25 protein-coding genes, 3 tRNA genes and 10 pseudogenes are annotated in these 26243 nt (G+C 53.7%); 24 read left to right on the plus strand and 14 right to left on the minus strand.

Annotation, left to right across the window (positions count from 1 at the left end):
• Nucleotides 1-2: 2 nt before the first annotated feature.
• The 3 genes from FIV00_RS03665 to FIV00_RS03675 are packed head-to-tail and all read right to left on the minus strand — an operon-like array spanning nt 3 to nt 1642.
• A complete protein-coding gene (locus tag FIV00_RS03665; protein WP_152499506.1) occupies nt 3-341 on the minus strand; it encodes a TrbC/VirB2 family protein in 339 nt (112 codons plus the stop codon).
• Nucleotides 342-353: 12 nt separating this feature from the next.
• Nucleotides 354-863 carry a hypothetical protein gene (locus FIV00_RS03670; protein WP_152499507.1) on the minus strand — a complete coding sequence of 170 codons (510 nt, stop codon included), beginning with the start codon at nt 861-863 and terminating at the stop codon, nt 354-356.
• Nucleotides 860-1642, minus strand: coding sequence for a conjugal transfer protein TraL (locus tag FIV00_RS03675; protein ID WP_152499508.1), 783 nt, complete (start codon nt 1640-1642; stop codon nt 860-862). Before FIV00_RS03675 ends, FIV00_RS03670 begins: the two co-directional genes overlap by 4 nt.
• Nucleotides 1643-1724: 82 nt before the next feature.
• Here FIV00_RS03675 and FIV00_RS29580 point away from each other — a divergent pair, with 82 nt between their 5' ends.
• The 3 genes from FIV00_RS29580 (at nt 1725) to FIV00_RS03685 (ending at nt 2307) form a co-directional block, all read left to right on the plus strand.
• Entirely contained in the window at nt 1725-1886 is a 162-nt protein-coding gene (locus tag FIV00_RS29580; RefSeq protein WP_173005872.1) for a hypothetical protein, read from the plus strand.
• A gap of 10 nt (nt 1887-1896) precedes the next feature.
• A tRNA-Arg gene (locus FIV00_RS03680) sits at nt 1897-1973 on the plus strand.
• 67 nt (nt 1974-2040) lie between these two features.
• Nucleotides 2041-2307 (plus strand): WGR domain-containing protein, encoded by a 267-nt coding sequence (locus FIV00_RS03685; protein ID WP_247649335.1) that lies wholly within the window; start codon nt 2041-2043, stop codon nt 2305-2307.
• A gap of 203 nt (nt 2308-2510) precedes the next feature.
• Here FIV00_RS03685 and FIV00_RS30465 read toward each other — a convergent pair whose 3' ends face one another.
• Entirely contained in the window at nt 2511-3953 is a 1443-nt protein-coding gene (locus FIV00_RS30465) for a calcium-binding protein (RefSeq protein WP_152499509.1), read from the minus strand.
• A gap of 454 nt (nt 3954-4407) precedes the next feature.
• On the opposite strand from FIV00_RS30465, the gene FIV00_RS03700 reads away from it, so the two are divergent.
• Both FIV00_RS03700 and FIV00_RS03705 read left to right on the plus strand, forming a co-directional pair.
• Complete coding sequence (locus tag FIV00_RS03700; RefSeq protein WP_173005873.1) at nt 4408-4776, plus strand: hypothetical protein; 369 nt, start codon at nt 4408-4410, stop codon at nt 4774-4776.
• Between the two features lie 286 nt (nt 4777-5062).
• Nucleotides 5063-6565, plus strand: coding sequence for a hypothetical protein (locus FIV00_RS03705; protein ID WP_152499512.1), 1503 nt, complete (start codon nt 5063-5065; stop codon nt 6563-6565).
• On the opposite strand, the pseudogene FIV00_RS30230 reads toward FIV00_RS03705, so the two are convergent.
• Nucleotides 6529-6780 (minus strand): annotated as a pseudogene (locus FIV00_RS30230) (IS630 family transposase); the annotation flags it as partial. The gene FIV00_RS03705 and the pseudogene FIV00_RS30230 sit on opposite strands and share 37 nt — an antisense overlap.
• Nucleotides 6781-6863: 83 nt before the next feature.
• On the opposite strand from FIV00_RS30230, the pseudogene FIV00_RS03715 reads away from it, so the two are divergent.
• From FIV00_RS03715 to FIV00_RS03725, 3 genes and pseudogenes are all read left to right on the plus strand, one after another.
• Nucleotides 6864-7160, plus strand: a pseudogene (locus FIV00_RS03715) (IS6 family transposase); the annotation flags it as partial.
• Between the two features lie 14 nt (nt 7161-7174).
• Nucleotides 7175-7666, plus strand: a complete 492-nt coding sequence (locus tag FIV00_RS03720) for a GNAT family N-acetyltransferase (RefSeq protein ID WP_152499435.1) — start codon at nt 7175-7177, stop codon at nt 7664-7666.
• A gap of 183 nt (nt 7667-7849) precedes the next feature.
• Nucleotides 7850-7966 (plus strand): annotated as a pseudogene (locus tag FIV00_RS03725) (transposase); the annotation flags it as partial.
• A gap of 180 nt (nt 7967-8146) precedes the next feature.
• On the opposite strand, the gene FIV00_RS03730 reads toward FIV00_RS03725, so the two are convergent.
• Nucleotides 8147-9234, minus strand: a protein-coding gene (locus FIV00_RS03730; protein ID WP_371419552.1) for an IS3 family transposase whose coding sequence is annotated in 2 segments (ribosomal slippage) — nt 8147-8973 and nt 8973-9234 — 1089 coding nt in all. Because the reading frame shifts where the segments join, the coding sequence is not laid out codon by codon here.
• Nucleotides 9235-9526: 292 nt separating this feature from the next.
• On the opposite strand from FIV00_RS03730, the pseudogene FIV00_RS03735 reads away from it, so the two are divergent.
• The 4 genes and pseudogenes from FIV00_RS03735 to FIV00_RS03750 form a co-directional block, all read left to right on the plus strand.
• Nucleotides 9527-10162: pseudogene (locus FIV00_RS03735) on the plus strand (IS6 family transposase); the annotation flags it as partial.
• A 226-nt stretch (nt 10163-10388) separates the two neighbouring features.
• Nucleotides 10389-10697: a hypothetical protein gene (locus FIV00_RS03740; RefSeq protein ID WP_152499513.1), complete on the plus strand. Its 309-nt coding sequence runs from the start codon at nt 10389-10391 to the stop codon at nt 10695-10697.
• Between the two features lie 53 nt (nt 10698-10750).
• The gene (locus tag FIV00_RS03745; protein WP_152499514.1) at nt 10751-11011 is read left to right on the plus strand and encodes a type II toxin-antitoxin system ParD family antitoxin; all 261 of its coding nucleotides are present in this window, start codon (nt 10751-10753) and stop codon (nt 11009-11011) included.
• On the plus strand, nt 11001-11300 hold the full coding sequence (locus FIV00_RS03750; RefSeq protein ID WP_152499515.1) for a type II toxin-antitoxin system RelE/ParE family toxin: 300 nt from the start codon (nt 11001-11003) through the stop codon (nt 11298-11300). Before FIV00_RS03745 ends, FIV00_RS03750 begins: the two co-directional genes overlap by 11 nt.
• Nucleotides 11301-11324: 24 nt before the next feature.
• Here the strand turns inward: FIV00_RS03750 and FIV00_RS30235 are convergent, their stop codons facing one another.
• Together FIV00_RS30235 and FIV00_RS03760 are read right to left on the minus strand one after the other, a co-directional pair.
• Nucleotides 11325-11552: an antirestriction protein ArdA gene (locus FIV00_RS30235; protein ID WP_247649337.1), complete on the minus strand. Its 228-nt coding sequence runs from the start codon at nt 11550-11552 to the stop codon at nt 11325-11327.
• A 491-nt stretch (nt 11553-12043) separates the two neighbouring features.
• Nucleotides 12044-13302, minus strand: a pseudogene (locus FIV00_RS03760) (IS110 family transposase).
• A gap of 141 nt (nt 13303-13443) precedes the next feature.
• Between FIV00_RS03760 and FIV00_RS03765 the strand changes: the two are divergent.
• Nucleotides 13444-13551: pseudogene (locus FIV00_RS03765) on the plus strand (integrase core domain-containing protein); the annotation flags it as partial.
• A gap of 263 nt (nt 13552-13814) precedes the next feature.
• Here the strand turns inward: FIV00_RS03765 and FIV00_RS03770 are convergent.
• The gene (locus FIV00_RS03770; protein WP_371419578.1) at nt 13815-14579 is read right to left on the minus strand and encodes an IS110 family transposase; all 765 of its coding nucleotides are present in this window, start codon (nt 14577-14579) and stop codon (nt 13815-13817) included.
• Here FIV00_RS03770 and FIV00_RS03775 point away from each other — a divergent pair.
• The 6 genes from FIV00_RS03775 to FIV00_RS03795 all read left to right on the plus strand — a co-directional run bounded on the left by FIV00_RS03775 (nt 14554) and on the right by FIV00_RS03795 (nt 17860).
• Complete coding sequence (locus FIV00_RS03775) at nt 14554-16242, plus strand: ATP-binding domain-containing protein (RefSeq protein WP_371419567.1); 1689 nt, start codon at nt 14554-14556, stop codon at nt 16240-16242. The two genes, FIV00_RS03770 and FIV00_RS03775, sit on opposite strands and share 26 nt — an antisense overlap.
• A gap of 217 nt (nt 16243-16459) precedes the next feature.
• A complete protein-coding gene (locus tag FIV00_RS29590; protein WP_173005872.1) occupies nt 16460-16621 on the plus strand; it encodes a hypothetical protein in 162 nt (53 codons plus the stop codon).
• A gap of 10 nt (nt 16622-16631) precedes the next feature.
• Nucleotides 16632-16708: transfer RNA gene (locus tag FIV00_RS03780), tRNA-Arg, on the plus strand.
• 67 nt (nt 16709-16775) lie between these two features.
• On the plus strand, nt 16776-17042 hold the full coding sequence (locus FIV00_RS03785; protein WP_247649335.1) for a WGR domain-containing protein: 267 nt from the start codon (nt 16776-16778) through the stop codon (nt 17040-17042).
• Nucleotides 17043-17355: 313 nt separating this feature from the next.
• Nucleotides 17356-17784: a MucR family transcriptional regulator gene (locus FIV00_RS03790; RefSeq protein ID WP_152499395.1), complete on the plus strand. Its 429-nt coding sequence runs from the start codon at nt 17356-17358 to the stop codon at nt 17782-17784.
• Nucleotides 17775-17860 (plus strand) — tRNA-Leu (locus tag FIV00_RS03795). The genes FIV00_RS03790 and FIV00_RS03795 overlap by 10 nt, the downstream gene beginning before the upstream one ends.
• A gap of 389 nt (nt 17861-18249) precedes the next feature.
• Here FIV00_RS03795 and FIV00_RS30240 read toward each other — a convergent pair.
• Nucleotides 18250-18435: pseudogene (locus tag FIV00_RS30240) on the minus strand (IS630 family transposase); the annotation flags it as partial.
• 91 nt (nt 18436-18526) lie between these two features.
• Here FIV00_RS30240 and FIV00_RS03800 point away from each other — a divergent pair.
• Nucleotides 18527-18658, plus strand: a pseudogene (locus tag FIV00_RS03800) (IS6 family transposase); the annotation flags it as partial.
• Between the two features lie 31 nt (nt 18659-18689).
• Here FIV00_RS03800 and FIV00_RS03805 read toward each other — a convergent pair.
• Nucleotides 18690-19390: pseudogene (locus FIV00_RS03805) on the minus strand (transposase); the annotation flags it as partial.
• 76 nt (nt 19391-19466) lie between these two features.
• On the opposite strand from FIV00_RS03805, the pseudogene FIV00_RS30245 reads away from it, so the two are divergent.
• Nucleotides 19467-19697: pseudogene (locus FIV00_RS30245) on the plus strand (IS630 family transposase); the annotation flags it as partial.
• On the opposite strand, the gene FIV00_RS03815 reads toward FIV00_RS30245, so the two are convergent.
• Both FIV00_RS03815 and FIV00_RS03820 read right to left on the minus strand, forming a co-directional pair.
• Nucleotides 19683-21395: a hypothetical protein gene (locus FIV00_RS03815; RefSeq protein WP_152499518.1), complete on the minus strand. Its 1713-nt coding sequence runs from the start codon at nt 21393-21395 to the stop codon at nt 19683-19685. The pseudogene FIV00_RS30245 and the gene FIV00_RS03815 overlap by 15 nt on opposite strands.
• 286 nt (nt 21396-21681) lie before the next feature.
• On the minus strand, nt 21682-22050 hold the full coding sequence (locus FIV00_RS03820; RefSeq protein WP_152499469.1) for a hypothetical protein: 369 nt from the start codon (nt 22048-22050) through the stop codon (nt 21682-21684).
• 454 nt (nt 22051-22504) lie between these two features.
• Here FIV00_RS03820 and FIV00_RS03825 point away from each other — a divergent pair, with 454 nt between their 5' ends.
• The 3 genes from FIV00_RS03825 to FIV00_RS03835 all read left to right on the plus strand — a co-directional run bounded on the left by FIV00_RS03825 (nt 22505) and on the right by FIV00_RS03835 (nt 25048).
• Nucleotides 22505-24037 carry a calcium-binding protein gene (locus tag FIV00_RS03825; RefSeq protein ID WP_152499519.1) on the plus strand — a complete coding sequence of 511 codons (1533 nt, stop codon included), beginning with the start codon at nt 22505-22507 and terminating at the stop codon, nt 24035-24037.
• Between the two features lie 220 nt (nt 24038-24257).
• Nucleotides 24258-24551, plus strand: coding sequence for a transposase (locus tag FIV00_RS03830; protein WP_152499520.1), 294 nt, complete (start codon nt 24258-24260; stop codon nt 24549-24551).
• Nucleotides 24552-24559: 8 nt separating this feature from the next.
• A complete protein-coding gene (locus FIV00_RS03835) occupies nt 24560-25048 on the plus strand; it encodes an IS3 family transposase (RefSeq protein ID WP_152499521.1) in 489 nt (162 codons plus the stop codon).
• A 34-nt stretch (nt 25049-25082) separates the two neighbouring features.
• On the opposite strand, the gene FIV00_RS03840 is transcribed toward FIV00_RS03835, so the two are convergent.
• Nucleotides 25083-26170, minus strand: a protein-coding gene (locus FIV00_RS03840) for an IS3 family transposase (RefSeq protein WP_371419566.1) whose coding sequence is annotated in 2 segments (ribosomal slippage) — nt 25083-25909 and nt 25909-26170 — 1089 coding nt in all. Because the reading frame shifts where the segments join, the coding sequence is not laid out codon by codon here.
• Nucleotides 26171-26243: the final 73 nt, after the last annotated feature.

Consider the following 26243-nt stretch of genomic DNA (forward strand, 5'->3'; position numbering starts at 1 on the left):
GGTTACGCCCCGACAAGGGTGCGAAGGGCCGCCGGACCGAACATCACCAGGGCCCCGCCACAGACCAGCTGGCCCAGACGGACAATGTCAATCCGGCCCGTGCCCATCGCCCAGATGCCATAGACAATCACACCGATCCCGATCACAGGCGCAGCAAAGGACACCAGACCGTTTTCCAGATCCGTGAACATGGTTGTGGCTTGGTCTGCCCATCCGGCCGCCGCCAGGGCTGTGGCGGGGAAGGCCACGCAAGTCGTCAGGAAAGACGACAGGGAAAGAGAGGCGCGCTCCGCCTTTGCCAGAAGCCTTGAACGGATGCCGGGTGTCTTGATGAGTGTCATGTTCAAACGTCCCTATTTGAGGATGAAGTAGAAAGCAGCGACAGCGAACCAGTTCGCCAGCGCCAGAAGAGAGAGGGCATAGGTGGAATTGCGGAGCGCGCGGCGAATCCTGTCCGTATCAACAGCGTGCCGTGTCACCGTATCGATCAGTGTCTGGATTGCCTCGTTGCCAAGGTTCTTCGCCACCGTCTCAAGCTGATCAGACACCTCGGCAATCGTCTTGTTGATAGCCGTGTTGGCAACCGACACATCCGCCTTGATCTGACCTTTGAGGGCAGCCCGCTCAGCCTGCAACAGCTCGTTCAGATTGTCGCCGAACAGGTTCAAAACAGACGTCACGGCCAGAACCGGATCATCGGGCTGCAAGGAGACATTGGTCTGCTGGTGAACCACCGCAATGGCTTCCTCGGTGGAGACGTGCCAGGCCGGTGTTCCCTGCAAGGGCGCAGTTGCTCCCCCGTCACTCGTCGCTTCCAGCTCCGGCTCCTGGAACGGATCTTCCTGTTGGACCAGGGCTGTCATTGCGCGGCCTCGATGACAGGAGCGGCAGCCGGCTCAGCAGCAGGTTCCTTCAGAAAGGCCGCCTGGTCGAACCGGTCAATCGCCTGCTGCCAGTAAATCTTCAAACGCTGGCGTGCCATCAGATTGAAATCCGGCGACCCGATCGCTTCCACAAATGTCAGATTGGCGGCCATCATCGTGCGGATGTCCTCGCCGAACGTGCCCGCCTGAACCTTCGGATGGCGCATGATCGCAGCGATCCGGCCCGCGTTTTCCTGACAAAGTCCACTCTCTTCAAACGGCTTGCCGTTTTTGGCAACAGGCCCGAAGAACTCGTTCAACCACACGACCAGCGGCACGCCCGGAAAATTCCGGGCCATGGCCAGCAACGAGTTGAACGTGTCGTCCAGCGCAGCACCACCGCACAGCGGACAGTGCAGATAGACCCGCACGCCCGAGCCTTCCAGAAGCTCAAACGCGCTGTTTTCCAGAAGGTAGGAACACGTTGCAATGAAGGAGGACGTGCCCGTGTCGATCACCGTGTGCCCGCCCTCAGCTGCCTCGAAGATCCCCTCGATCACCGCATCAAACCGGCGCGGGTCAATGTCATCACCCGCCATGATGTCGATCTTGCGCGCGCCAAGCGCTGAAATCGCCGACAGGGTCGGTGTCGCCGGATCAAGATCGAAGGCCTGGACCGGCCGATCCTTATGCCGCAAATACTGAACCAGCATGGAAGAGGTCAGGCTCTTGCCGGCCCCGCCCTTCCCCTGCATGACAAAGTGAACCGTATTCACCATGACGCACCTCCATGAGATCCGCGCGGCATTCGGAAACCGTTGACCTCAGGCACCAGGGGGCCTGCCTGCTTTCGGCCAGCGAATGACAGCATTGTCAACGCCAAGGCTTCAAGCCTGGAAGGTTTTGAGCTATGCCTGTCCCCTGGAGCGGCTTGGCTGGCCCCCCGGCCTCTTCGCTCCCCAGATTGTGGACAGGATTTGTATCTTCATCGCCGCAAGGGTGCAGATCCTGTTCATGATCTGACGCAAAACATGGCCCCGTAGCTCAGCTGGAGAGAGCACTCACCTTCTAAGCGAATGGCCACAGGTTCGAATCCTGTCGGGGTCGCCAGCTTCGTGAACTGGCGTCTTGGTCCAGGTGAACGATGTGCGCAAGCGCCCGGGCGTGGAGGGCTATCGTGGGCACACAGATGTTGCAAACCTATCTGGAAAAACTCGATCCCCCGAACAATGCCGCCCGGTTCTACCGGATGGCGGTTCTGCCGAACCTGTTTGGGGAATGGACACTCTACCGGGAATGGGGCCGCATCGGTCAGGGTGGGCAGGTCCGGCTGGACTGCTACGAACACGAAAGCCAGGCGGTCGCAGCGCTGATGGCCCTGGAGGCTTCCAAACGTGCACGTGGATATTGGGCCGAGCCTCAACAGAGGACTATGTTTGACTGACCGGGTCAAGTAAGCCCGAGGGAATGTCACCCTCAGGCCCTCTGGACCCGCCCGAAACCTTCCCTGGGCAGTATCAAGGACCGGAATTCGCGGTAGAGTTTTTGGTCGATTTTCATATCCATCTTGTTCATCACGGCGATTGCCGGGATTGCCAACTTATTTTGTATGGCCGGCAAGATGCCCTACTTTTGACGTGACTCACTCTAGAATGTTAAGTCGTCTAAAAACATCATGTTCGGATCACCTATCTTTGTGGCGGATACACTGTCAAGCATAAGTGAGCTACCATCGGAAAACGCCAACTCCAGTCCCTGATCGGATTGCTTCGTCGCAGTCAGCATGTACACTCCGTTTGCATCAATCATGGAGCTAAAGTCTAGACGATCGGCGTCCATGTCGAAATCAGAGATCCGATCGGAGCCGAAGCCCGGCTTAAATACAAAGGTATCAGATCCGGCACCGCCGTACATTTGATCGTCACCCTTTCCGCCGATGAGCTTGTCATCACCCTTTCCGCCGATGAGCTTGTCATCACCCTTTCCGCCGATGAGCTTGTCATCACCCTTTCCGCCGATGAGCTTGTCGTCGCCCTTTCCGCCGATGAGCTTGTCGTCACCCTTTCCGCCGATGAGCTTGTCATCACCCTTTCCGCCGATGAGCTTGTCGTCGCCCTTTCCGCCGATGAGCTTGTCGTCGCCCTTTCCGCCGATGAGCTTGTCGTCGCCTGAAGATCCCGTCAGCGTGTCGCTACCCGAGGAACTTGTCGTTCTGTCGATGGTGAAATCGTCGGCGGTTCCGATGAGCGTGTCGTCACCTGAAGAACCCGTCAGCGTGTCGCTACCCGAGGAACTTGTCGTTCTGTCGATGGAGAAATCGTCGGCGGTTCCGATGAGCGTGTCGTCACCTGAAGAACCCGTCAGCGTGTCGCTACCTGAGGAACTTGTCGTTCTGTCGATGGTGAAATCGTCGGCGGTTCCGATGAGCGTGTCGTCACCTGAAGAACCCGTCAGCGTGTCGCTACCCGAGGAACTTGTCGTTCTGTCGATGGTGAAATCGTCGGCGGTTCCGATGAGCGTGTCGTCACCTGAAGAACCCGTCAGCGTGTCGCTACCTGAGGAACTTGTCGTTCTGTCGATGGTGAAATCGTCGGCGGTTCCGATGAGCGTGTCGTCACCTGAAGAACCCGTCAGCGTGTCGCTACCTGAGGAACTTGTCGTTCTGTCGATGGTGAAATCGTCGGCGGTTCCGATGAGCGTGTCGTCACCTGAAGAACCCGTCAGCGTGTCGCTACCTGAGGAACTTGTCGTTCTGTCGATGGTGAAATCGTCGGCGGTTCCGATGAGCGTGTCGTCACCTGAAGAACCCGTCAAGACAAGAGGTTCGGCGGTTGAACCTGCAGACCATGTCACATCAAATTGCCCGCTTGAAACGAGAACGGTCCCGTTGTCCAACATGGTCCCGAAGGATGCTGAATAATCACTGATAGCGTTGGATGCAAAGTTTGTGGGCATGTCAGTGTGGGTCGCGCGGCTGTAATTGGCTGCGTCGTCGCTCAAATATGTCATTTCAGCAGTCGGATATTGAGTTGCTACCGTTGATTGCTCTGTAGGATAACTCGCGTTAATTTCAAAATAGTTAGATTTCATGAAAAGATTTCCTTCAGTACTTTCGAATATAAGGCTAACGATAGGTTCTTTTCATGGGAGTGACGCGCGTCATAGGTACGCCGGTGCGATCTCTGCTATGCGCCCGGCGAAATGAACGCCTGAAATCCGGCCAAAGCAGGGCACCTTGCCGGCCGTACAAAATAAGTTGGCAATCCCCATTCTAGCCCATCCTGAGGATCTTCTGACCCTGGTCAGCGGCGAGAAGAGCGTCTTCGGGCGGCATGATATTGCCCGTGCGCTACATCTCGAGCGATGTGCGCCTGTTCCAGAATTTCTTTGCCGCGGTCATGGCCGGGCGTGTTGTTCTGTTCTTGCCAGGCAACAACGAGGAATTGGTCAAGGGGCTGGTGTCTGTTGTGCTTCTGGGTGGGGCTGTTGCGTTCCTAAGCGTCAACGGGGCTGCCCGGTTCATTGCGGGCGGCGCGGCGGCTCTGTGTTTTGGAAGTCCGACGATATCATCACCCTTTATTGGGTTTGGTTCCAACCACACCTGGCCGCCATGCCTGACGGCAACGCGGTTCAACACCTGCGCTACCTCAATCAGGTCTTCGGCTTGTTGACAGAAGCAGACGTTCAGTTCCTGGTTCTTGGCTGCGCCAACGGCCTGGCTGGAATTGCCGCGCTCGCTGCAATTGCGCGGACAAGTCTCAATCCTGACAGCCGCAAGCAATCCAAAAGCGACCTGTTCGGCGATGCCCGCTGGATGAGAAGACGGATCATGGCAAAGCTGTCCAGGAAGGGCGTCTACATCATCAAGCCCTTCGGCTTGTGGCACGACTACACACGCGAAATGAACGCCTGAAATCCGTCAAAAGCAGGGCATCTTGCCGACCGTACAAAATAAGTTGGCAATCCCCAGGTTACACATGTTGCACAAATGATTGTCCGGCACGCGGTGATGAATATTACTCCTGCTTGCTTTTACCTCGTGTATTCAGCAGCTGAATTTGTTGAATCCTATTTCAAACCCAAGAGGTATGTGAGTGCCATGATGCTTGATGCAACATGTCCCGCGACATGTCGTGTGCGGCCAAGCCCCGCAATGAAGCAATACCGCCAGCAACAAACTGTTGAGGGAGGGCGCTCACATGGGTGACATCAAAGTTCCAGGATCTGGCTCACAAGCTAGCCAGTCGGGTGCGGTGCCTCCCCAAGGAAGGGTGATAACCGGTCACTTTAATGGCAAGACTGTTGATCAGATTGTCAAGATTGGAAAGGAGAGTGATCCTGTAGGTGCCTTTAGGTATCTGTTGCGATTGGCACAAAATAAAAATAGCGAGGCTATAGAGGCCCTTAGAGGAGCGGCTCTGACGGCGCCTCTTAAACCGCAATGTACATTTAGTGCACTCGCTAAATCAGCAATGCCAGCAATACCAGCAATACTCACTAAATTAGATAAGTCAGAAAAGTTAGCACGAAATGCGGCAGAGCAAAAAGAGAGCGACGAGGGCGGCTCTGTCCGGCAAGTCGGCCCCTCTCTTGGGACACGACTAGATAGATACAATGCTCTAATAAAACTGCTAAAGTCTGAGTATCGCTGTAGGACCGATCCGCTACGTGATGACACGAATCTCCTGACAGGAAAAGCCAAAGTAGGCGAGGAAACCAGCCTGACGTTTTCGCAGTTTCACGAAAAGTTAGAAGAAAAGGGTGTCGCCAAAATAGCTGTTGCTTGGTTTAAGGTATTGGCAGAGTGCAAACTTAGACCTGAAGAACGGATCAAACAGCAAACCGAAGAACGGATCAAAATCCAGACTGCATTGGTCAAAGCTTTAAATAAGTTAAGAAAGCCTTTAATTGAAAAGCTAGAACAGGTACGCAAATCCAGATTCTCAGAAAATAGCACAAAGTTCTTTGATTTCCTGTTGTACTTTCGTAACACTGATGAAAAGCTTATGTTGCTGATGTGTGAGTTGCTATTGCTGTTTCCTGGTGCGTCCATGAGAAGATGTTATAAACTGGCTCATACACTTGATGCCGAGAGCATGAGGCGGCTTAAAGAGCTGAAACAGCTGTTTGAAAATGGATCCCCTAAAAGTCTTTCTAAGGCGGCTTGCAAGCTGGATGGTGAAGGCATGGGGCGGCTCAAAGAGTTGAAAAAGCTGTTTCCTAATGCGTCCTTCAAAGAGCTTGTTGTTGTAGTTGAAATGTTTAATGACGCGGCTGTGGGGCGGCTCAAAGAGTTTAAAAAGCTGTTTCCTAATGCGTCCTTCAAAGAGCTTGTTGTTGTAGTTGAAATGTTTAATGACGCGGCTGTGGGGTGGCTCAAAGAGTTTAAAAAGCTGTTTCCTAATGCGTCCTTCAAAGAGCTTGTTGATGTACTTAATTGTCTTGATTACGCGACTATCGGGCGGCTCAAAGAGTTGAAAAAGCTGTTTCCTAATGCGTCCCTTGAAGAGCTTTCTAATGAAGCTCGTTGGCTTAAGGCCGGTGGTGTGAGGCGGTTCGAAAAGCTACGAGAGCTGTTTCCTGAAGCGTCCTTCAAAGATCTTTCAACATGGTTTGGCTCACCACGCAAAAAAGGAATTCGCCAGACAAAACCCTCCAACAGCTTTCAAATAAGAGCTAATGGAATTGACTCCAACCTTTGAACCCCTCGATTTCGAGCGGCAATGATCTTGTCAGGATCGGCCTTCCAGACGATTGGCTTGGGCTCGTTGGCGTTGTACTCTCGGATGAAGCGTTTGATGGCTTCCTAGCGATCAACGATGGAATGAAAGACGCCGTTTTTGAGCTGCCGCCGGCTCAGTTTGGCGAAGAAGCCTTCGACGGCATTGAGCCATGAGGAAGGGGTTGGCGTGAAGTGGATCGCCTCATCCTTGGGCATTTCGCGCTAGATCAGATTGAGAAAAGGGATGGGGGTTGCGTAGTTGTTAATCTGGTTTCGGTTTGGTAGATCGCTTTAATAATTCAGAGTTCCGTTTTCCCAGGTCGATCATCTTCTACGCAGTTTGGGCGTATCAGCGTTTCGCGCTAAGTATCGCAGATGTTGAAGACCTTCTAGCGGAGCGCGGTATTCGTGTCAGCCGGGAACCGATCCGCAACTGGGTGAACCGGTTTGGTCGGTATTTCGCGCGCTGCATTCGCCAGGACCGGCCCAAGCCCAACAACAAGCGGCACCTTGATGAGATGGTGATTGTCATTGGCGGTGTGAAATACTGGCTCTGGCGGGCGATTGACGGCAATTTCCAAGGAAAGTAATGCAAGAAATATCTTTTAAATCGAACTTTTCCGTTAGGTCGTATAAAGCCACGGACATATTCCGAGTAGCGGATTTAATTGCAGAGCTTCAGGTGTTTCATGATCTGAGCGTGCAGGACCGAGAAGACATTTTATGGGACCTGAACAATATTCCAGCATCGTTTGAAGTTTGGGTTGTCTGCGATGCTAATGATATTCCGGTTGGTTTGGCAATGTGCGCTTCCATTCCTGGGCCGGGGATAAAGGCCGGTCTATTTTTGAAGGAGATTTTTGTATCTTCTAGCTATAGAAACCATGGGTTAGGTAAGATGCTAATCAGAAAAGTTGTTGCATCCGCTAGAGATAGAGGAATGCTTCGAATCGATTGGCTTGCCTCAGCAGACAATAAAAAAGCCCATGATTTTTATAAGCAAATTGGGGCCAAAGACTGTGATTCAGTAGTATTTTTCAGGATAGATAGCCCAATTTTAGATAACTTTCCTGATTTGTGAGCGGTAGAGCCGCAAATTTTTTGTCGTAGTCGGAACTCTGGCTTTGTCTTAAGGGGAATGCCATTGAGCTATGATTGAATCTGGTGTTCGGGCGATTTGAATGACGGCATTGGGTAATCGTCCTCAAAAACCAACGGGTTGAAAATTTGACTTCTCCGGCCTTTGATGCGCTTGGAGAACGAGATGAAGAAGTCACGATTTACGGAAAGCCAGATCCTGGCCCTTTTGAAGCAGGGCGAGAGTGGCGTTCCTGTTGCTGACCTTTGCCGGGAGCACGGGATCAGCAACGCGACCTATTACATCTATGGACAGCTCTCCCGATGCAAGGTTTTTGAGATCTGATCGAAGCCGGTATCTGGGTGCCAACATCTATCCGGCGTCACCAGAACGGTGCTGGTGCGCCCAAATGGGAAATCTGCGTGTGTGAAGGCCTCGACAAGTGGTAATCATCCCATTTTTCGCGGGGTCGATAACTGGACTTCAGGCTGCAGCTGTCAGTTTCATTTTCGGCGTAACGCCGCCGATGGCCATATTTGGCCGCTCATTGTTGTATGTCCATAGCCAGCGTGTGGCGTGATCCTGTGCCTCCTTGATCGTGTTGAATATGTATTGTCCGAGCCATTCATGGCGGACGGTTCGGTTGTAGCGCTCGATATAGGCGTTCTGTTGCGGTTTGCCGGGCTGGATGTATTGCAGCCCGATCCCGCGCCGTGAAGCCCACATTTGCAACGCCGCACTGACGTTTTCCGGGCCATTGTCCACCCTGATGTTAAGGGGCTTGCCGCGCCATTCGATAATCCGCTCCAGCGTACGGATTACCCGTAGGGCCTGAATGGAGATGTCCACCTCAATGCCCAACCCCTCCCGGTTGAAGTCGTCCAGCACGTTCAGAGTCCTGAAGCTACGCCCATCGGCCAACTGATCCGACATGAAGTCCATTGACCAGGTGACATTTGCCTCGTTTGGCACAACCAACGGCTCCGGCTTTTCCCGAACCAGACGCTTCTTCGGGTTGATGCGCAGGTTTAACTCCAGAGCACGATAAATCCGCCGGACGCGCTTGTGGTTCCAAGCAAAGCCTTTGACATTGCGCAGGTAAAGGAAACACAAGCCGAAGCCCCAGGTACGGTGTGTTGTCGTCAGCCGCACCAGCCAGTCTGCGATCTCGGCATTCTCGTCGCCCAGTTTGCGTTCATAGCGATAGCAGCTTTCGCTGATCTGGAAAGTCCGGCAAGCAAGCGCAATGCTCACGCCACGCAGACGGATTGCATTCATGGCCATCTCTCTACGTTGAGACGGCCTCAAGGCTTTTTTCCCAGAGCATCCTTCAGCAGTTCGTTCTGCATTGCCATCTCGGCATACATCTTCTTCAGTCGGCGGTTCTCCTCGGCCATCGCCTTCATCTCAGACATCAACGAAGCGTCCATCCCGCCATATTTGGAACGCCAGTTGTAATACGTCGCGTTGCTGATCCCGTGCTCCCGGCAAAGATCGGCGACTGGGACCCCGCTCTCACCCTGCTTCAAAACTGCCAGGATCTGGCTTTCCGTAATTCTTGATTTCTTCATGTCGTTCTCCAAGCGCATCAAAGGCCGGAGAAGTCCAATTTTCAACCCGTTGGTTTTTGGGGACGATTACCAAGTGACCGGCTTCGATGAGCCATTATAATACTCAGGTTCCCTTCACACCGGATTCAAACCGGTCGTCACATTTCTCGCAGTCTTGCACCTCTCTGCCGTGCCCCTCGTGTTTAAGCGGTACGGAACTCCGTGTTTTGTCGCAGCATGGCAAATATGGCTCTGTTGCAAAAGTCGACTGATTTTTCGATGAGGCAGCTTTCAACTTTGTTTTGGTGATTTTATGAATGCGTTTAAGGGCCGTCATTTCACGGGCGAAGTCGTGTTGTGGGCTGTTCGCTGGTATTGCCGTTACGGGGTCAGTTAGCGGGATCTTGAACAGATGATGGCCGAGCGCGGTGTTCGGGTCGATCATTCCACGATCTACCGGTGGGTGCAGACCTATGCACCTGAAATGGAAAAACGGTTGCGCTGGCAATGGCGCTGGCCAGTTTCGGGGAGTTGGCGGGTCGATGAGACCTACATCAAGGTCCGCGGAAAATGGACCTATCTCTACCGGGCGGTGGACAAGTTCGGCAACACCATCGATTTCTATCTCTCGGCCACCCGAAACACCAAGGCGGCGAAGCGGTTCCTGGGCAAAACCTTAAGGGGACTGAAAGACTGGGAGAAGCCCCATGCGATCAATACCGATAAGGCTCCCACCTACGGCGTGGCTATTTCCGAGCTGAAAGCGGAGGGCAAATGCCCACAAGACACTGAGCACCGCCAGGTCAAATATCTAAACAACGTCGTTGAAGCCGATCACGGCAAGCTGAAGCAGCTGATCCGGCCGGTGCGCGGGTTCAAAACCCTAAAGTCTGCCTATGCGACCATCAAAGGATTTGAAGTGATGCGTGGCCGCATTACAGGATTGGCGATCAACAAGGATTCAAATCTGGTGGCCTTTTACAGCAATGGCTGGGCGATGAGGCCGGAAACGCAAAAACACATGCAGGCTCTGGAGAAAATCCAGCAACACTTCGATCCTCCAGAAAAAGAGTTCAAACCAATCGCACCGCCATCACAAGACAAAGATCACGGGCGTGAACGCTAGGAATATCTTCAAATAGCAGAGCGGACACCCGCTCTGCTATTCTGGTTTTATGGATCAATATGAATTTGAAAAGTATCTTGAAAACCAACCTAAAATAAGCGGAACAGAGCCTGTCGGGCGATTTGTCAAAAACGCTTTTGGCGTTGAGGAAAAGCTCGTTCTGCCCGATGCCTACTGGCGGTATGTGGATTGGCTGGTCGAGGCAGAGGCCGTCGAGATTGAACGCTATATCGTCGATTGCGACAACGAACGCGGTGAACGAACCTTATCTGAAAACCTGATGGATTGGCTTTATTTCGATATGACTGAACGCAAGAAAGCCTTTCATCCGCTCCCAAGCTGGCTTGAGTTCATTTAGAGATTGACAATCTTTGCCAATATCTGCCATACTTAAAGAGTATGGAGAGAACTATGGCAACGATGAATGTATCCCTTCCTGACCCGATGAAAGACTGGGTAGAAGCACAGGCCGCGACAGGCCGCTATGCAAATGCAAGCGATTATGTCCGTGACTTGATCCGCCGCGATCAGGAACGGGCCGACAAGATTGCTCAGATGCAAAAGCTTGTTTCTGAGGGACTTGATAGCGGGATCAGCGATCAATCAATGGCGGATATCTTACAATCTGCACGCGCTCGGATGAAAAGCGCTTCCACTGACGATGGCCTATAGGCTCACGCGCAAAGCAGCGGAAGATATTCAGAACATCTTTGGTGAAGGCACATTGATGTTCGGCGAAGCCCAAGCGATTAAATATCATGGCAAGCTTGAAGCCTGCTTCGAGCTTCTGGCAGGCAACCCGCATATCTCTCGTGCACGCGAAGAAATTAATCCGCCTGTCCATATCCACCCCATCGGGTCGCATATCATCGTCTATAGTGTTGATGAACAGCGCGATATCCTGATTATCCGCGTTCGGCATGGGCGCGAGGATTGGCAAGATAATCCGATTGAACCTTGAGCAAATCGGTTCAGCAGTCCTCCCTCACGCACACCGATAGACGCAGACCACGCCGTCGATCAGGATTTCGGTGTAGTCATGGGCTAGGTCCGCCGCCATGGCGTCATAGTCGATATAGTATTCTAGATTGCTTGGGATGTTCCCGAATAGCCCTTCATCAACAAAGACGCGCGCCAGTTCGATCAGATTCATATCGTGATAGAAATCGACATCCAGATCATAGGGATCGTCGGCTTCAATATCGAACGCCATCCCGCACTCACCGACAGCAACGATCAGGCAGTATTTTGCATCCTCGCTCCACTCGTCGACTTTCTCGATAAATGGCAGGATTGTGCTTTGCCCGATGCCAAGGGCGCTGAATAGGTAGAAATCCAGATCGCTATCGCCGTGATAGCTGAACTCGAATTCTTCAACAATCTCGCCGCAGTTATTGCGACAGGTTAATCCGTACGCTGGAGCGGATCATCGAATGGCGCGGCAAGCCCCTTAACATCAGGGTGGACAACGTCCTATATTCGGAATGATTAGCAGACTTGGCATCAGGTCATTGTCATGCTGAAGCTTTTCAGCATGTTTGAAAGTGTATCAGTTCGGCATTTAGGTCAACAACATGTCTCTCCCATAACAAACACAGAGTACGCTTATGCGGCTCTCACCGTCCTTAAGACGAGATCTTTGGGTCGTTGAGCAGAATGCCTGAACATTATCTACGAGGTCAGATGCCTGCCTCTACGGCCCGATCAGAGAAGGGTCCTTCTGCTTTCGATCACCCCTCAAAGAAGGGGCGATAGGGCTCGCCGCGTTTGATTATCCCGTGGATGGTTCGGGCCATCTTGGCGGCAATTGCGGTATAGGCCTTTCGGCGTAAATGTGTGTTTTGTCGATCCTTGGCGATGTAACGCTCGAACTTGTCCCTAAAGCTGTTGGTGCGTTGATTGATCGCGACCTGCCCAGCCATCCAAAGGGTGCGCCGTAATCGGGCGTTTCCGTATTTTGACAGCTTGGTCTGACCTCGGAATGTGCCAGACTGGATCGTCGCCAAGTCCATGCCACAGAACTTCAGGAACTGGCGGTGATGTTGAAACCGGCGTAGGTCTCCGGCCTCTGCCAAGATGGTGAGCGCATTGATGGCACCTATCCCGGGGATGGATGTCAGAAGAGTGTAGTCTGCGTTTTCCTTCAGCAGAGCTTCGGCAAGCCCTTCAATCTGATTGCGTTGCGCAATCAGGCTTCGCCCTTCTGCCAGAACCATCCGGAACATCTTTGCGGCATCGGAATCTGGGGCGATTGGTAAACCGACGGAGGTTTTGGCGGTCTCATAAATATCTGCGAGCAAACGCTCTTTTGAGACCTTGCGGCCAACAACCTCCCAAGCGTCGGCAATGAATGCCTCTTGGCTCATGGCAGAAATAAAATGCGGTGATGGGTAGCGTTCCAGGAAGGCAAAGAACCAGTCACTGCGTGAACTGCGATGAAAACGTTCTGCTTCGGGAAAATACAGCGGCAGATAATGGGTCAAAACCCGGTGCCAAAGCTCGGTCTTCGAGCGCGAGACAATGTCGTGGGTCTTGGAGAGTTCCTGAAGATCGTTCGTGCCGCACAGCACCGGGTCATGGTAGAACTGTTCGTTCCCGATTTGCATCATATGAAGAATGACCTGTGCGTCCTTCGGGTCGTTCTTGTCCCAGCTGTTGTTCAAGGCTTCACGGGTACGTGCCAGTGAAACCGAAGAGACAAGCTTCACCTCAAAACCTGCGCTTCCAAGCCTGTAGGCCAGGGCACGGTGATAATTGCCGGTGGCTTCGAAAGCGACACGAACAGGACGGCCATAATCGCGAAGCAGCGCGATCAAGCGGTTGAAATCGTCGAGCTGGTTCAAAACGGTCAGGCGGCGTCGACGCTTTCTGCCGGGAATGGACAGCAAGACTTCGTGGCGTGACTTGGCAATATCAATTGCCACCAGAACAGGCTCGGTCTGTGCAATACTGGCATCGGTCATAGTCGGTCTCCCTCGCGGTATGGTTTGGTGCAAAACCACTGTAGGGACCTGAGACCCGGCTATGATCACCTGCTCCGCAATTTGAGAGCTGCACAGGCAATCATAGCCTATAAATCAACATCATTCCGAAGGTGTTACGTTACGGAACTCACATCAAACGCCATGCTTGAATGGCAACAGGACCGCAACGTCGAATGGCACTACATTGCACCTGGAAAACCGATGCAAAATGGTTTTGTCGAGAGCTTCATGTATAGACGGCCCCGCGGGCGCAAGTGTTTTGAACGTGATCTTCATCGGCGGGTGCGTTCATGTATTCGGCCTGTTCGTGCAGCCCATACATGACTGCTGGCCCTGATGGTATCCGCGGATCGAGGCCTCATCAACGGGACGCGCTTTGGCGCGCTTAAAGCTCTCCGGGCTTTCTCGATCCTCAGCTCTGCCGATTTGCCATCACTTGGTCATTGCACCTGTGCCATCTCTTCGTGTCTCAGTTTGTTCGATCTTCACGGTTATGCGTTCCGGAACACCTCTCCGGTAGAGAGCATTGCCCAAATCGCCCGAGCCAGCTTGTTTGCGACTGCGACAGCAACGACCATGGGTCGACGCCGTTCTAACAAGGCCTCAATCCATGGACCATCTACACGAGAACGGGCTTTGGGATATCGCACCACCGTACGAGCCCCCAAAACCAACAAATGACGGAGATACCGATCACCTTGTTTGGTGATACCGCCAAGCCTGTGCCTGCCACCTGACGAGTTTTGGCGTGGCGTCAGGCCGAGCCAGGCAGCGAACTCGCGCCCTGATCTGAAGGCGGACGGATCCGGAATGGTGGCGGCAAACGCAGTCGCGGTGATCGGACCTATCCCCGGTATGGTCGCAAGCAAGCGGCAGATCGCATTGGTCTTGTGTATCTCAACCAACCGAGCATCGATCCCCTCGATCTGCCGGTTCAACGCGTCCAGTTGGCCGATGAGGGCATCCAAGGCAAAGCACGCATCATCGGGCAGATCTTGTCGTATCTCGTCAAGCTTCGCGATGAGCACATCTACCCGGTGTCGGCCCTGCGCGACAACAACTCCATATTCAGCCAAATGCGCCCGGAACGCACATGCCGCCATGGTTCGCTGCCGAACTAAAAGGCCTCGGGCTCTATGCAGCATCAAGAACGCCTGATCCTCTCGAGATTTGATCGCGACAAAGCGCATATTGGGACGGGTTACCGCTTCACAAATTGCGGCCGCATCAGTGGCGTCATTCTTCGCACCGCGCAGCGCTGTTGTTCGGGATTATCTGGCCGACATGGACGGCAACCCGCAGGCCAGCCGCGTGGTGCTGGCGCATCGCCGGGCGGATGTGAAGGCTTTGAATGAGGCGATCCGGTCCACGCTGCAAGAGTGGGGGGCACTGACAAAGGGCGCGGAGGCCGGCGAGGTCGTGGCTGAAACCAATGACGGCACGCGGTCCTTTGCGAGCGGAGACCGGATCGTCTTCCTTGAAAACAACCGCGAGCTCGGTGTCAAGAATGGAATGCTTGGCACGGTGGAACGCATCGAAACGTCCGGGGACAACCTTGCACCCCGGCTCGTCGCCCGGCTTGACGGCGAGAACGGCAGAAGCGTCCAGGTTGATCTGGACACCTACAAGGCCATCGACCATGGCTATGCGACCACGATCCACAAGAGCCAGGGGGCGACCGTGGACCGGGCCTTTGTGCTGGCCTCCAGCACCATGGACCGGCACCTGACCTATGTCGCCATGACCCGGCATCGCAAGGACGTTCAGCTCTATGCCGACGCAAGCGCGTTTGCCGGCCGTTCAGCCAGCCACGCTTCAGGTCAGTCGTCTGGGCACACTTCTGGGCGTCTGGTCGCTCATGGCGCTGCTCCGTTCGAGCACAAGCAAGGCAACGCCAAGAGCTACTTTGTCACCCTGGAAACGGCCCAGGGCGCGCAGCACACCACATGGGGTGTTGATCTGGAGCGGGCGCTTGGTGAGGCCAGGCCGAAGATTGGCGACATGATCGGGCTTCGGCGTGAGGGATCACAGAGCGTTCGTCTTCCCGACGGGCGCACGGTGGAGCGCAATGCCTGGGCCGTGCAGAGCGGCGAAGAGCTCGCATATGACAAGCTGGCAGAGCAGCTGTCGCGTTCGGGTGCAAAAGAAACCACCCTCGACTACACCGCCGCCTTTGCCGAGCGGCGCGGGATTGCCAGCACCCTTGGCATCAACAGCGAGATTGAGGTCAAGGGGCTTGAGGGCGGCTTGGCGGCTCGGCACGACAACGCGCCGGAAAAGCGCGTGTTCTCCATGGACAACGGCAGCATTGATGAGCATTCGGGAGGACCTGTGAAGGAAAACGACCAGGAATCAGAGGCAAGTCCAGACCGGGACCGACCTGCGGCTCACTACGGCGCTATGGGGGAGCGCGTTCGCTCGCAGGCCGATCCCTTCGAAACGTTTGGCCGTGTGGAAAGGCCGGACGGAAAAGCCGGGCCGGCACCGCAAAGCAACGGGGCACAGAAGACCCCGCAGCCGCCAGTCAAGCAACTCCCCTTCAACGATAGCCTCGTGGACAGGCAGCTGGAAAAAATATCGCACCACGAAGATCCAGACGTGGCTCTATCCGCACTCGCGAGACGGGCAACACTTCACAAAAAAGCTCAGTCAGGCAGAGAGCGGGAAATGATGGTCAGCCTTTTCAAAAAGGCACGCGAGCATCCGGACGCCTGGAAGCTGCTCGCAGACAGACTGGCTCAAAATGCAGAGACGCAGCCTTTGGCCAACGCCGTGAACAAGGCACTGGCCCCCAAGCCTGACCTAGAAAAGGAAAACCACAAGCAGAAAGAGACGGGCCAGAAACGCGGGATGGAAAACAAAGCCCGAAGTCAGACAACAGCCAGAAACAGAGGCAAGGACAGGGGCATGTCTCGGTGAGGCCCCCCGCGTTGCCATCGAGTGCTCCAAAAAAGAGCGCCCGCTCACGAGGAACGGGCGCTCATTATCGGAGCTAAGAGACAGCAGCAAGACGTCTTGGGAGGAACCTTCGGCTCGAACGAGCCTCGCCTCGCTGCTGATCTTTAGATAGCCCATCAAAACACCACACACCTGTGACGCGCGGCACCCTGAAAGCCTGCCTGCTTTCGGCCAGCGAATGACAGCATTGTCAACGCCAAGGCTTCAAGCCTGGAAGGTTTTGAGCTATGCCTGTCCCCTGGAGCGGCTTGGCTGGCCCCCCGGCCTCTTCGCTCCCCAGATTGTGGACAGGATTTGTATCTTCATCGCCGCAAGGGTGCAGATCCTGTTCATGATCTGACGCAAAACATGGCCCCGTAGCTCAGCTGGAGAGAGCACTCACCTTCTAAGCGAATGGCCACAGGTTCGAATCCTGTCGGGGTCGCCAGCTTCGTGAACTGGCGTCTTGGTCCAGGTGAACGATGTGCGCAAGCGCCCGGGCGTGGAGGGCTATCGTGGGCACACAGATGTTGCAAACCTATCTGGAAAAACTCGATCCCCCGAACAATGCCGCCCGGTTCTACCGGATGGCGGTTCTGCCGAACCTGTTTGGGGAATGGACACTCTACCGGGAATGGGGCCGCATCGGTCAGGGTGGGCAGGTCCGGCTGGACTGCTACGAACACGAAAGCCAGGCGGTCGCAGCGCTGATGGCCCTGGAGGCTTCCAAACGTGCACGTGGATATTGGGCCGAGCCTCAACAGAGGACTATGTTTGACTGACCGACAGAGGTCAGAATTGAAAACAGGCAGGGACAGCTATAGTTCTCCGTCTGCTGGCATGATGTCAGCCGAAGACCTGGTATTCAGGCATACCCACTCAACATGTGTTTGAACATCAGGTGCGGTCGAAGTCGAAGCATTCGCATTGCCCGCTATAACTTCGATCGCAGACAGGTCGGCAGTGTCAAACGGCACTGTCGACCATTCTTGTATGCATTACTGAATAACGCAATTCAGAATGGTGGCTGTGCCGCTCTTGAGAAGAGGAATGTTGCCAGCTCTCCTCACCCGTTTGAACACATGCAGGAACCTTATGAACGACATCAACGCCGAAACCAGCCTCATCGATTGCACCGCTGACATTGTGGCGGCCTATGTCAGCAACAACACAGTCAACACGTCGGACCTGACAGGTCTGATCAGCTCCGTTCACGAGGCTCTTCGCAAGAACAGTGACGGGACCTTGGACGAAGCGCCCCAGGAACCGGCGGTGCCCATCAACAAATCGGTCCATTCGGACTACATTATCTGTCTGGAAGACGGCAAAAGGTTCAAATCCCTCAAGCGCCATCTGAAGGCCTATTATGGCATGACCCCGGAAGACTACCGGGCCAAGTGGGATCTTAAAGAAAGCTACCCGATGGTGGCACCAAACTATGCGGCTTTGCGCGCTGAGCTCGCAAAGAAATCGGGCTTGGGGACAAAATACGGGCGCTCAAAAGGCGCTAAAACGCGGACATGAGGGAACTGGTAGACATACCGGACTTAAAATCCGGAAGCCTTGAGCTGTGCGGGTTCGAGTCCCGCTGTCCGCACCAAACCTGGTTCCCGCGCCTGAGCGCAGGCGGCGACTGATTGCCAGGCCCGGTTCAGTGGCAAGACCTTGGCGATGAGAGCGATCCAAGCCTGGAGGGAAGGCCCCCAGCAAAAAAGACGCCCGTTCACGAGGAACGGGCGTTGGGCAAGTTATCCTAGAGGGAACAGCAGTGTACGACCTTGGGAGGACCTTTTGGCTCATTCGAGCCTCGTACACTGTTGATCCTCTAATAGCCTCTTACGGAGGCCAATACCTGTATCGAAGGACACAGGAACATCCGTATAAAAGACAGGGAGAGCGACTGGTTGTTATCGCGAGCCAGAAAAAACGCACCGTGTTGCACAAATCATCAGGCGGCACGCAGCTGCCCCTTATACCAACCGTCATAATTCAGAACCGATGTGCCCAATCTCGTAGTCCGATGGACATGATGGTCCAGGGTTGGTCAGTTACCCTGTTCCATGCGCGACAACAGATTTCGACGATTTGGTCGTAGGATTTGAAGATCCGGTTTGACAGCCAGTTGTCCCTGATGGGGATTGCCAAGTTGTTGACGGGGCTCAGCGGTGGTAGAGGATCTGTCGCAAATTTTTAACCGTTGGTTCCCTTTGGGTGTGTTGGCGTTTAGAAGTCTGGGCTCCCGTCATATTTCTCCAGGTGCACAGCGTTGATCAGTTTCAAAGGAAACCATTTCCCGAAGGATGTCGTTCTTTTCGCAGTCTTCTTTTATGTGCGCTATCCGGTTTCCTATCGGGATCTGGAGGAAATCCTGCAGGAGCGCGGCGTTGACGTTGGGCATTGAGGTGGACATCTCCATTCAGGCCCTACGGGTTGAAGTCGTCCAGAACGTTCAAGGTCCTGAAGCTGCGCCCGTCGGCCAATTGGTCAGACATAAAATCCATCGACCAGGTCATGTTTGGGCCATCGGGGACAGCCAAGGGTTCCGGCTTTTCCCGAACCAGACGCTTCTTCGGCTTGATGTGCAGGTTCAGCTCAAGAGCACGATTGATCCGCCGGACGCGCTTGTGGTTCCATGCAAAGCCTTTGACATTGCGCAGGTAAAGGAAACACAAGCCGAAGCCCCAGGTACGGTGTGTTGTCGTCAGCCGCACCAGCCAGTCTGCGATCTCGGCATTCTCGTCGCCCAGTTTGCGTTCATAGCGATAGCAGCTTTCGCTGATCTGGAAAGTCCGGCAAGCAAGCGCAATGCTCACGCCACGCAGACGGATTGCATTCATGGCTATCTCTCTACGTTGAGACGGCCTCAAGGCTTTTTTCCCAGAGCATCCTTCAGCAGTTCGTTCTGCATCGCCATCTCGGCATACATCTTCTTCAGTCGGCGGTTCTCCTTGGCCATCGCCTTCATCTCAGACATCAACGAAGCGTCCATCCCGCCATATTTGGAACGCCAGTTGTAATACGTCGCGTTGCTGATCCCGTGCTCCCGGCAAAGATCGGCGACTGGGACCCCGCTCTCACCCTGCTTCAAAACTGCCAGGATCTGGCTTTCCGTAAATCTTGATTTCTTCATGTCGTTCTCCAAGCGCATCAAAGGCCGGAGAAGTCCAATTTTCAACCCGTTGGTTTTTGGGGATGATTACCCTTCCTCATGGCTCAATGCCGTCGAAGGCTTCTTCGCCAAACTGAGCCGGCGGCAGCTCAAAAACGGCGTCTTTCATTCCATCGTTGATCGCTAGGAAGCCATCAAACGCTTCATCCGAGAGTACAACGCCAACGAGCCCAAGCCAATCGTCTGGAAGGCCGATCCTGACAAGATCATTGCCGCTCGAAATCGAGGGGTTCAAAGGTTGGAGTCAATTCCATTAGCTCTTATTTGAAAGCTGTTGGAGGGTTTTGTCTGGCGAATTCCTTTTTTGCGTGATGAGCCAAACCATAGCCTCGGTGTCAAAACGATTGGTCGCATCAGAAAGTTCTCTGAGGTGCGCATCAGGAAACAGCTCTCGTAGCTTTATGAGCCGCCCCATACCATCGGCATCAAGTTGACGGGTCGCGCCGCGACATTCTCTGAAGGTCGCATAGGAAAACAACCCTTTCAGCTCTTTCATCCGCTCTAATTGTTCGGCCTTAAGGACATTGACCGTAACTAGAAGTAGTTGTACCCCTTCACCAGGGAATAGCAGAAATAGCTGGCAAAATAAACTCAGAACTTTCTTTTCTTTCAGTGCCTCAATCCTGTTTTCGATATTATCTAACAGCTCTTCCAACTGGTATATATTCAGGCCTTTACAATTCGGTTTAAGCTCCTTAACAATTTCAATTTTATTAAAATGTTTACGAGCAATTCTAAAAACTCGTCCGAGCTTCTTTTGACTAGGAATAAATAATTTCAGCTCTTTGAGCAGCTCCATATGATCGGCATTAAGCCAACGAACTGAGTCAACAAGGTCTATGAGGGACGCATTAGGAAACAGCTTTTTCAACTCTTTGAGCCGTACCATAGCTGCGTCATCAAGCCGAGAAGCTGCATAAAAAAGCTCTTTGAAGGATGCATTAGGAAACAGCTTTTTCGACTCTTTGAGCCACCCCATGCCTTCACCATCCAGCTTGCAAGCCGCCTTAGAAAGACTTTTAGGGGATCCATTTTCAAACAGCTGTTTCAGCTCTTTAAGCCGCCTCATGCTCTCGGCATCAAGTGTATGGGCCAGTCTATAACATTGTCTCATGGACGCATCAGGAAACAGCAATAGCAACTCACACATCAGCAACATAAGCTTTTCATCAGTGTTATGAAGGCACAACAGGAAATCAAAGAACTTTGTGCTATTTTCTGAGAATCTGGATTTGCGTACCTGTTCTAGCTTTTCAATTAAAGGCTTTCTTAACTTATTTAAAGCTTTGACCAATGCAGTCTGGATTTTGATCCGTTCTTCGGTTTGCTGTTTGATCCGTTCTTCAGGTCTAAGTTTGCACTCTGCCAATACCTTAAACCAAGCAACAGCTATTTTGGCGACACCCTTTTCTTCTAACTTTTCGTGAAACTGCGAAAACGTCAGGCTGGTTTCCTCGCCTACTTTGGCTTTTCCTGTCAGGAGATTCGTGTCATCACGTAGCGGATCGGTCCTACAGCGATACTCAGACTTTAGCAGTTTTATTAGAGCATTGTATCTATCTAGTCGTGTCCCAAGAGAGGGGCCGACTTGCCGGACAGAGCCGCCCTCGTCGCTCTCTTTTTGCTCTGCCGCATTTCGTGCTAACTTTTCTGACTTATCTAATTCAGTGAGTATTGCTGGTATTGCTGGCATTGCTGATTTAGCGAGTGCACTAAATGTACATTGCGGTTTAAGAGGCGCCGTCAGAGCCGCTCCTCTAAGGGCCTCTATAGCCTCGCTATTTTTATTTTGTGCCAATCGAAACAGATACCTAAAGGCACCTACAGGATCACTCTCCTTTCCAATCTTGACAATCTGATCAACAGTCTTGCCATTAAAGTGACCGGTTATCACCCTTCCTTGGGGAGGCACCGCACCCGACTGGCTAGCTTGTGAGCCAGATCCTGGAACTTTGATGTCACCCATGTGAGCGCCCTCCCTCAACAGTTTGTTGCTGGCGGTATTGCTTCATTGCGGGGCTTGGCCGCACACGACATGTTGCGGGACATGTTGCATCAAGCATCATGGCACTCACATACCTCTTGGGTTTGAAATAGGATTCAACAAATTCAGCTGCTGAATACACGAGGTAAAAGCAAGCAGGAGTAATATTCATTACCGCGTGCCGGACAATCATTTGTGCAACATGTGTAACCTGGGGATTGCCAACTTATTTTGTACGGTCGGCAAGATGCCCTGCTTTTGACGGATTTCAGGCGTTCATTTCGCGTGTGTAGTCGTGCCACAAGCCGAAGGGCTTGATGATGTAGACGCCCTTCCTGGACAGCTTTGCCATGATCCGTCTTCTCATCCAGCGGGCATCGCCGAACAGGTCGCTTTTGGATTGCTTGCGGCTGTCAGGATTGAGACTTGTCCGCGCAATTGCAGCGAGCGCGGCAATTCCAGCCAGGCCGTTGGCGCAGCCAAGAACCAGGAACTGAACGTCTGCTTCTGTCAACAAGCCGAAGACCTGATTGAGGTAGCGCAGGTGTTGAACCACGTTGCCGTCAGGCATGGCGGCCAGATGTGGTTGGAACCAAACCCAATAAAGGGTGATGATATCGTCGGACTTCCAAAACACAGAGCCGCCGCGCCGCCCGCAATGAACCGGGCAGCCCCGTTGACGCTTAGGAACGCAACAGCCCCACCCAGAAGCACAACAGACACCAGCCCCTTGACCAATTCCTCGTTGTTGCCTGGCAAGAACAGAACAACACGCCCGGCCATGACCGCGGCAAAGAAATTCTGGAACAGGCGCACATCGCTCGAGATGTAGCGCACGGGCAATATCATGCCGCCCGAAGACGCTCTTCTCGCCGCTGACCAGGGTCAGAAGATCCTCAGGATGGGCTAGAATGGGGATTGCCAACTTATTTTGTACGGCCGGCAAGGTGCCCTGCTTTGGCCGGATTTCAGGCGTTCATTTCGCCGGGCGCATAGCAGAGATCGCACCGGCGTACCTATGACGCGCGTCACTCCCATGAAAAGAACCTATCGTTAGCCTTATATTCGAAAGTACTGAAGGAAATCTTTTCATGAAATCTAACTATTTTGAAATTAACGCGAGTTATCCTACAGAGCAATCAACGGTAGCAACTCAATATCCGACTGCTGAAATGACATATTTGAGCGACGACGCAGCCAATTACAGCCGCGCGACCCACACTGACATGCCCACAAACTTTGCATCCAACGCTATCAGTGATTATTCAGCATCCTTCGGGACCATGTTGGACAACGGGACCGTTCTCGTTTCAAGCGGGCAATTTGATGTGACATGGTCTGCAGGTTCAACCGCCGAACCTCTTGTCTTGACGGGTTCTTCAGGTGACGACACGCTCATCGGAACCGCCGACGATTTCACCATCGACAGAACGACAAGTTCCTCAGGTAGCGACACGCTGACGGGTTCTTCAGGTGACGACACGCTCATCGGAACCGCCGACGATTTCACCATCGACAGAACGACAAGTTCCTCAGGTAGCGACACGCTGACGGGTTCTTCAGGTGACGACACGCTCATCGGAACCGCCGACGATTTCACCATCGACAGAACGACAAGTTCCTCAGGTAGCGACACGCTGACGGGTTCTTCAGGTGACGACACGCTCATCGGAACCGCCGACGATTTCACCATCGACAGAACGACAAGTTCCTCAGGTAGCGACACGCTGACGGGTTCTTCAGGTGACGACACGCTCATCGGAACCGCCGACGATTTCACCATCGACAGAACGACAAGTTCCTCAGGTAGCGACACGCTGACGGGTTCTTCAGGTGACGACACGCTCATCGGAACCGCCGACGATTTCACCATCGACAGAACGACAAGTTCCTCAGGTAGCGACACGCTGACGGGTTCTTCAGGTGACGACACGCTCATCGGAACCGCCGACGATTTCTCCATCGACAGAACGACAAGTTCCTCGGGTAGCGACACGCTGACGGGTTCTTCAGGTGACGACACGCTCATCGGAACCGCCGACGATTTCACCATCGACAGAACGACAAGTTCCTCGGGTAGCGACACGCTGACGGGATCTTCAGGCGACGACAAGCTCATCGGCGGAAAGGGCGACGACAAGCTCATCGGCGGAAAGGGCGACGACAAGCTCATCGGCGGAAAGGGTGATGACAAGCTCATCGGCGGAAAGGGTGACGACAAGCTCATCGGCGGAAAGGGCGACGACAAGCTCATCGGCGGAAAGGGTGATGACAAGCTCATCGGCGGAAAGGGTGATGACAAGCTCATCGGCGGAAAGGGTGATGACAAGCTCATCGGCGGAAAGGGTGACGATCAAATGTACGGCGGTGCCGGATCTGATACCTTTGTATTTAAGCCGGGCTTCGGCTCCGATCGGATCTCTGATTTCGACATGGACGCCGATCGTCTAGACTTTAGCTCCATGATTGATGCAAACGGAGTGTACATGCTGACTGCGACGAAGCAATCCGATCAGGGACTGGAGTTGGCGTTTTCCGATGGTAGCTCACTTATGCTTGACAGTGTATCCGCCACAAAGATAGGTGATCCGAACATGATGTTTTTAGACGACTTAACATTCTAGAGTGAGTCACGTCAAAAGTAGGGCATCTTGCCGGCCATACAAAATAAGTTGGCAATCCCGGCAATCGCCGTGATGAACAAGATGGATATGAAAATCGACCAAAAACTCTACCGCGAATTCCGGTCCTTGATACTGCCCAGTGAGCTACTCCCCGGAAATCGGACACTGACGTAAGCTACAATTTGTTGTCTGCTGGTCTTCGAGAATTAGGAGATCAGAGATGTCGAAACGCAAGCGGCACGCGCCGGAATTCAAGGCGAAGGTCGCCCTGGAAGCCCTGAAGGGCGAGGAGACGGTCTCGGAGCTGGCGAGCCGGTTCGGGGTTCATCCGACCATGATCCATCAATGGAAGCGTGCCCTGCTGGAAGGAGCTTCGGACGTGTTTGCACGTGGCGGCAAACGAAAGCCCGAGATTGACGAGGACCAGGTGAAGGAGCTCCATGCCAAAATCGGGGAGCTGGCGGTTGCCAACGATTTTTTGTCCAGAAAGCTCAAACCTTGGGGCATGAAGTGAGGCGCGGCATGATCGAGCCGAGGCATCCAGACTTATCGGTCGGCAAGCAGTGTTCTCTGCTGTCGATCTCGCGCTCGTCTTTCTATTATACGCCGAAGGGCGAGAGCGAGATGAACCTCGCGCTGATGCGCCAGATCGATGAACAGTTCCTGGAGGCGCCGTTCTTCGGTGTCCGGCAGATGACCTGGCACCTAAAGAACGAAGGTCATCCGGTGAACGAGAAGCGGGTCCGGCGACTGATGCGGCTCATGGGCCTGATGCCGATCTACCAGAAGCCCAATACAAGCAGGCCAGCCAAGGGACACAAGATCTGGCCATATCTGCTCAAGGGATTGCGGGTGGAACGGCCGAACCAGGTCTGGGCGTCCGACATCACGTATTTACCGATGCGCCGCGGGTTCCTCTACCTGGTCGCGATCATGGACTGGTTCACCCGCAAGGTGCTGGCCTGGCGCATCTCCAATACCCTGGAAGCCGACTTCTGCGTCGAGGGGTAATCATCCCATTTTTCGCGGGGTCGATAACTGGACTTCAGGCTGCAGCTGTCAGTTTCATTTTCGGCGTAACGCCGCCGATGGCCATATTTGGCCGCTCATTGTTGTATGTCCATAGCCAGCGTGTGGCGTGATCCTGTGCCTCCTTGATCGTGTTGAATATGTATTGTCCGAGCCATTCATGGCGGACGGTTCGGTTGTAGCGCTCGATATAGGCGTTCTGTTGCGGTTTGCCGGGCTGGATGTATTGCAGCCCGATCCCGCGCCGTGAAGCCCACATTTGCAACGCCGCACTGACGTTTTCCGGGCCATTGTCCACCCTGATGTTAAGGGGCTTGCCGCGCCATTCGATGATCCGCTCCAGCGTACGGATTACCCGTAGGGCCTGAATGGAGATGTCCACCTCAATGCCCAACCCCTCCCGGTTGAAGTCGTCCAGCACGTTCAGAGTCCTGAAGCTACGCCCATCGGCCAACTGATCCGACATGAAGTCCATTGACCAGGTGACATTTGCCTCGTTTGGCACAACCAACGGCTCCGGCTTTTCCCGAACCAGACGCTTCTTCGGTTTGATGCGCAGGTTTAACTCCAGAGCACGATAAATCCGCCGGACGCGCTTGTGGTTCCAAGCAAAGCCTTTGACATTGCGCAGGTAAAGGAAACACAAGCCGAAGCCCCAGGTACGGTGTGTTGTCGTCAGCCGCACCAGCCAGTCTGCGATCTCGGCATTCTCGTCGCCCAGTTTGCGTTCATAGCGATAGCAGCTTTCGCTGATCTGGAAAGTCCGGCAAGCAAGCGCAATGCTCACGCCACGCAGACGGATTGCATTCATGGCCATCTCTCTACGTTGAGACGGCCTCAAGGCTTTTTTCCCAGAGCATCCTTCAGCAGTTCGTTCTGCATTGCCATCTCGGCATACATCTTCTTCAGTCGGCGGTTCTCCTCGGCCATCGCCTTCATCTCAGACATCAACGAAGCGTCCATCCCGCCATATTTGGAACGCCAGTTGTAATACGTCGCGTTGCTGATCCCGTGCTCCCGGCAAAGATCGGCGACTGGGACCCCGCTCTCACCCTGCTTCAAAACTGCCAGGATCTGGCTTTCCGTAATTCTTGATTTCTTCATGTCGTTCTCCAAGCGCATCAAAGGCCGGAGAAGTCCAATTTTCAACCCGTTGGTTTTTGGGGACGATTACCGG

The organism is Labrenzia sp. THAF82, from assembly GCF_009363435.1.
Lineage (GTDB): Bacteria > Pseudomonadota > Alphaproteobacteria > Rhizobiales > Stappiaceae > Roseibium > Roseibium porphyridii.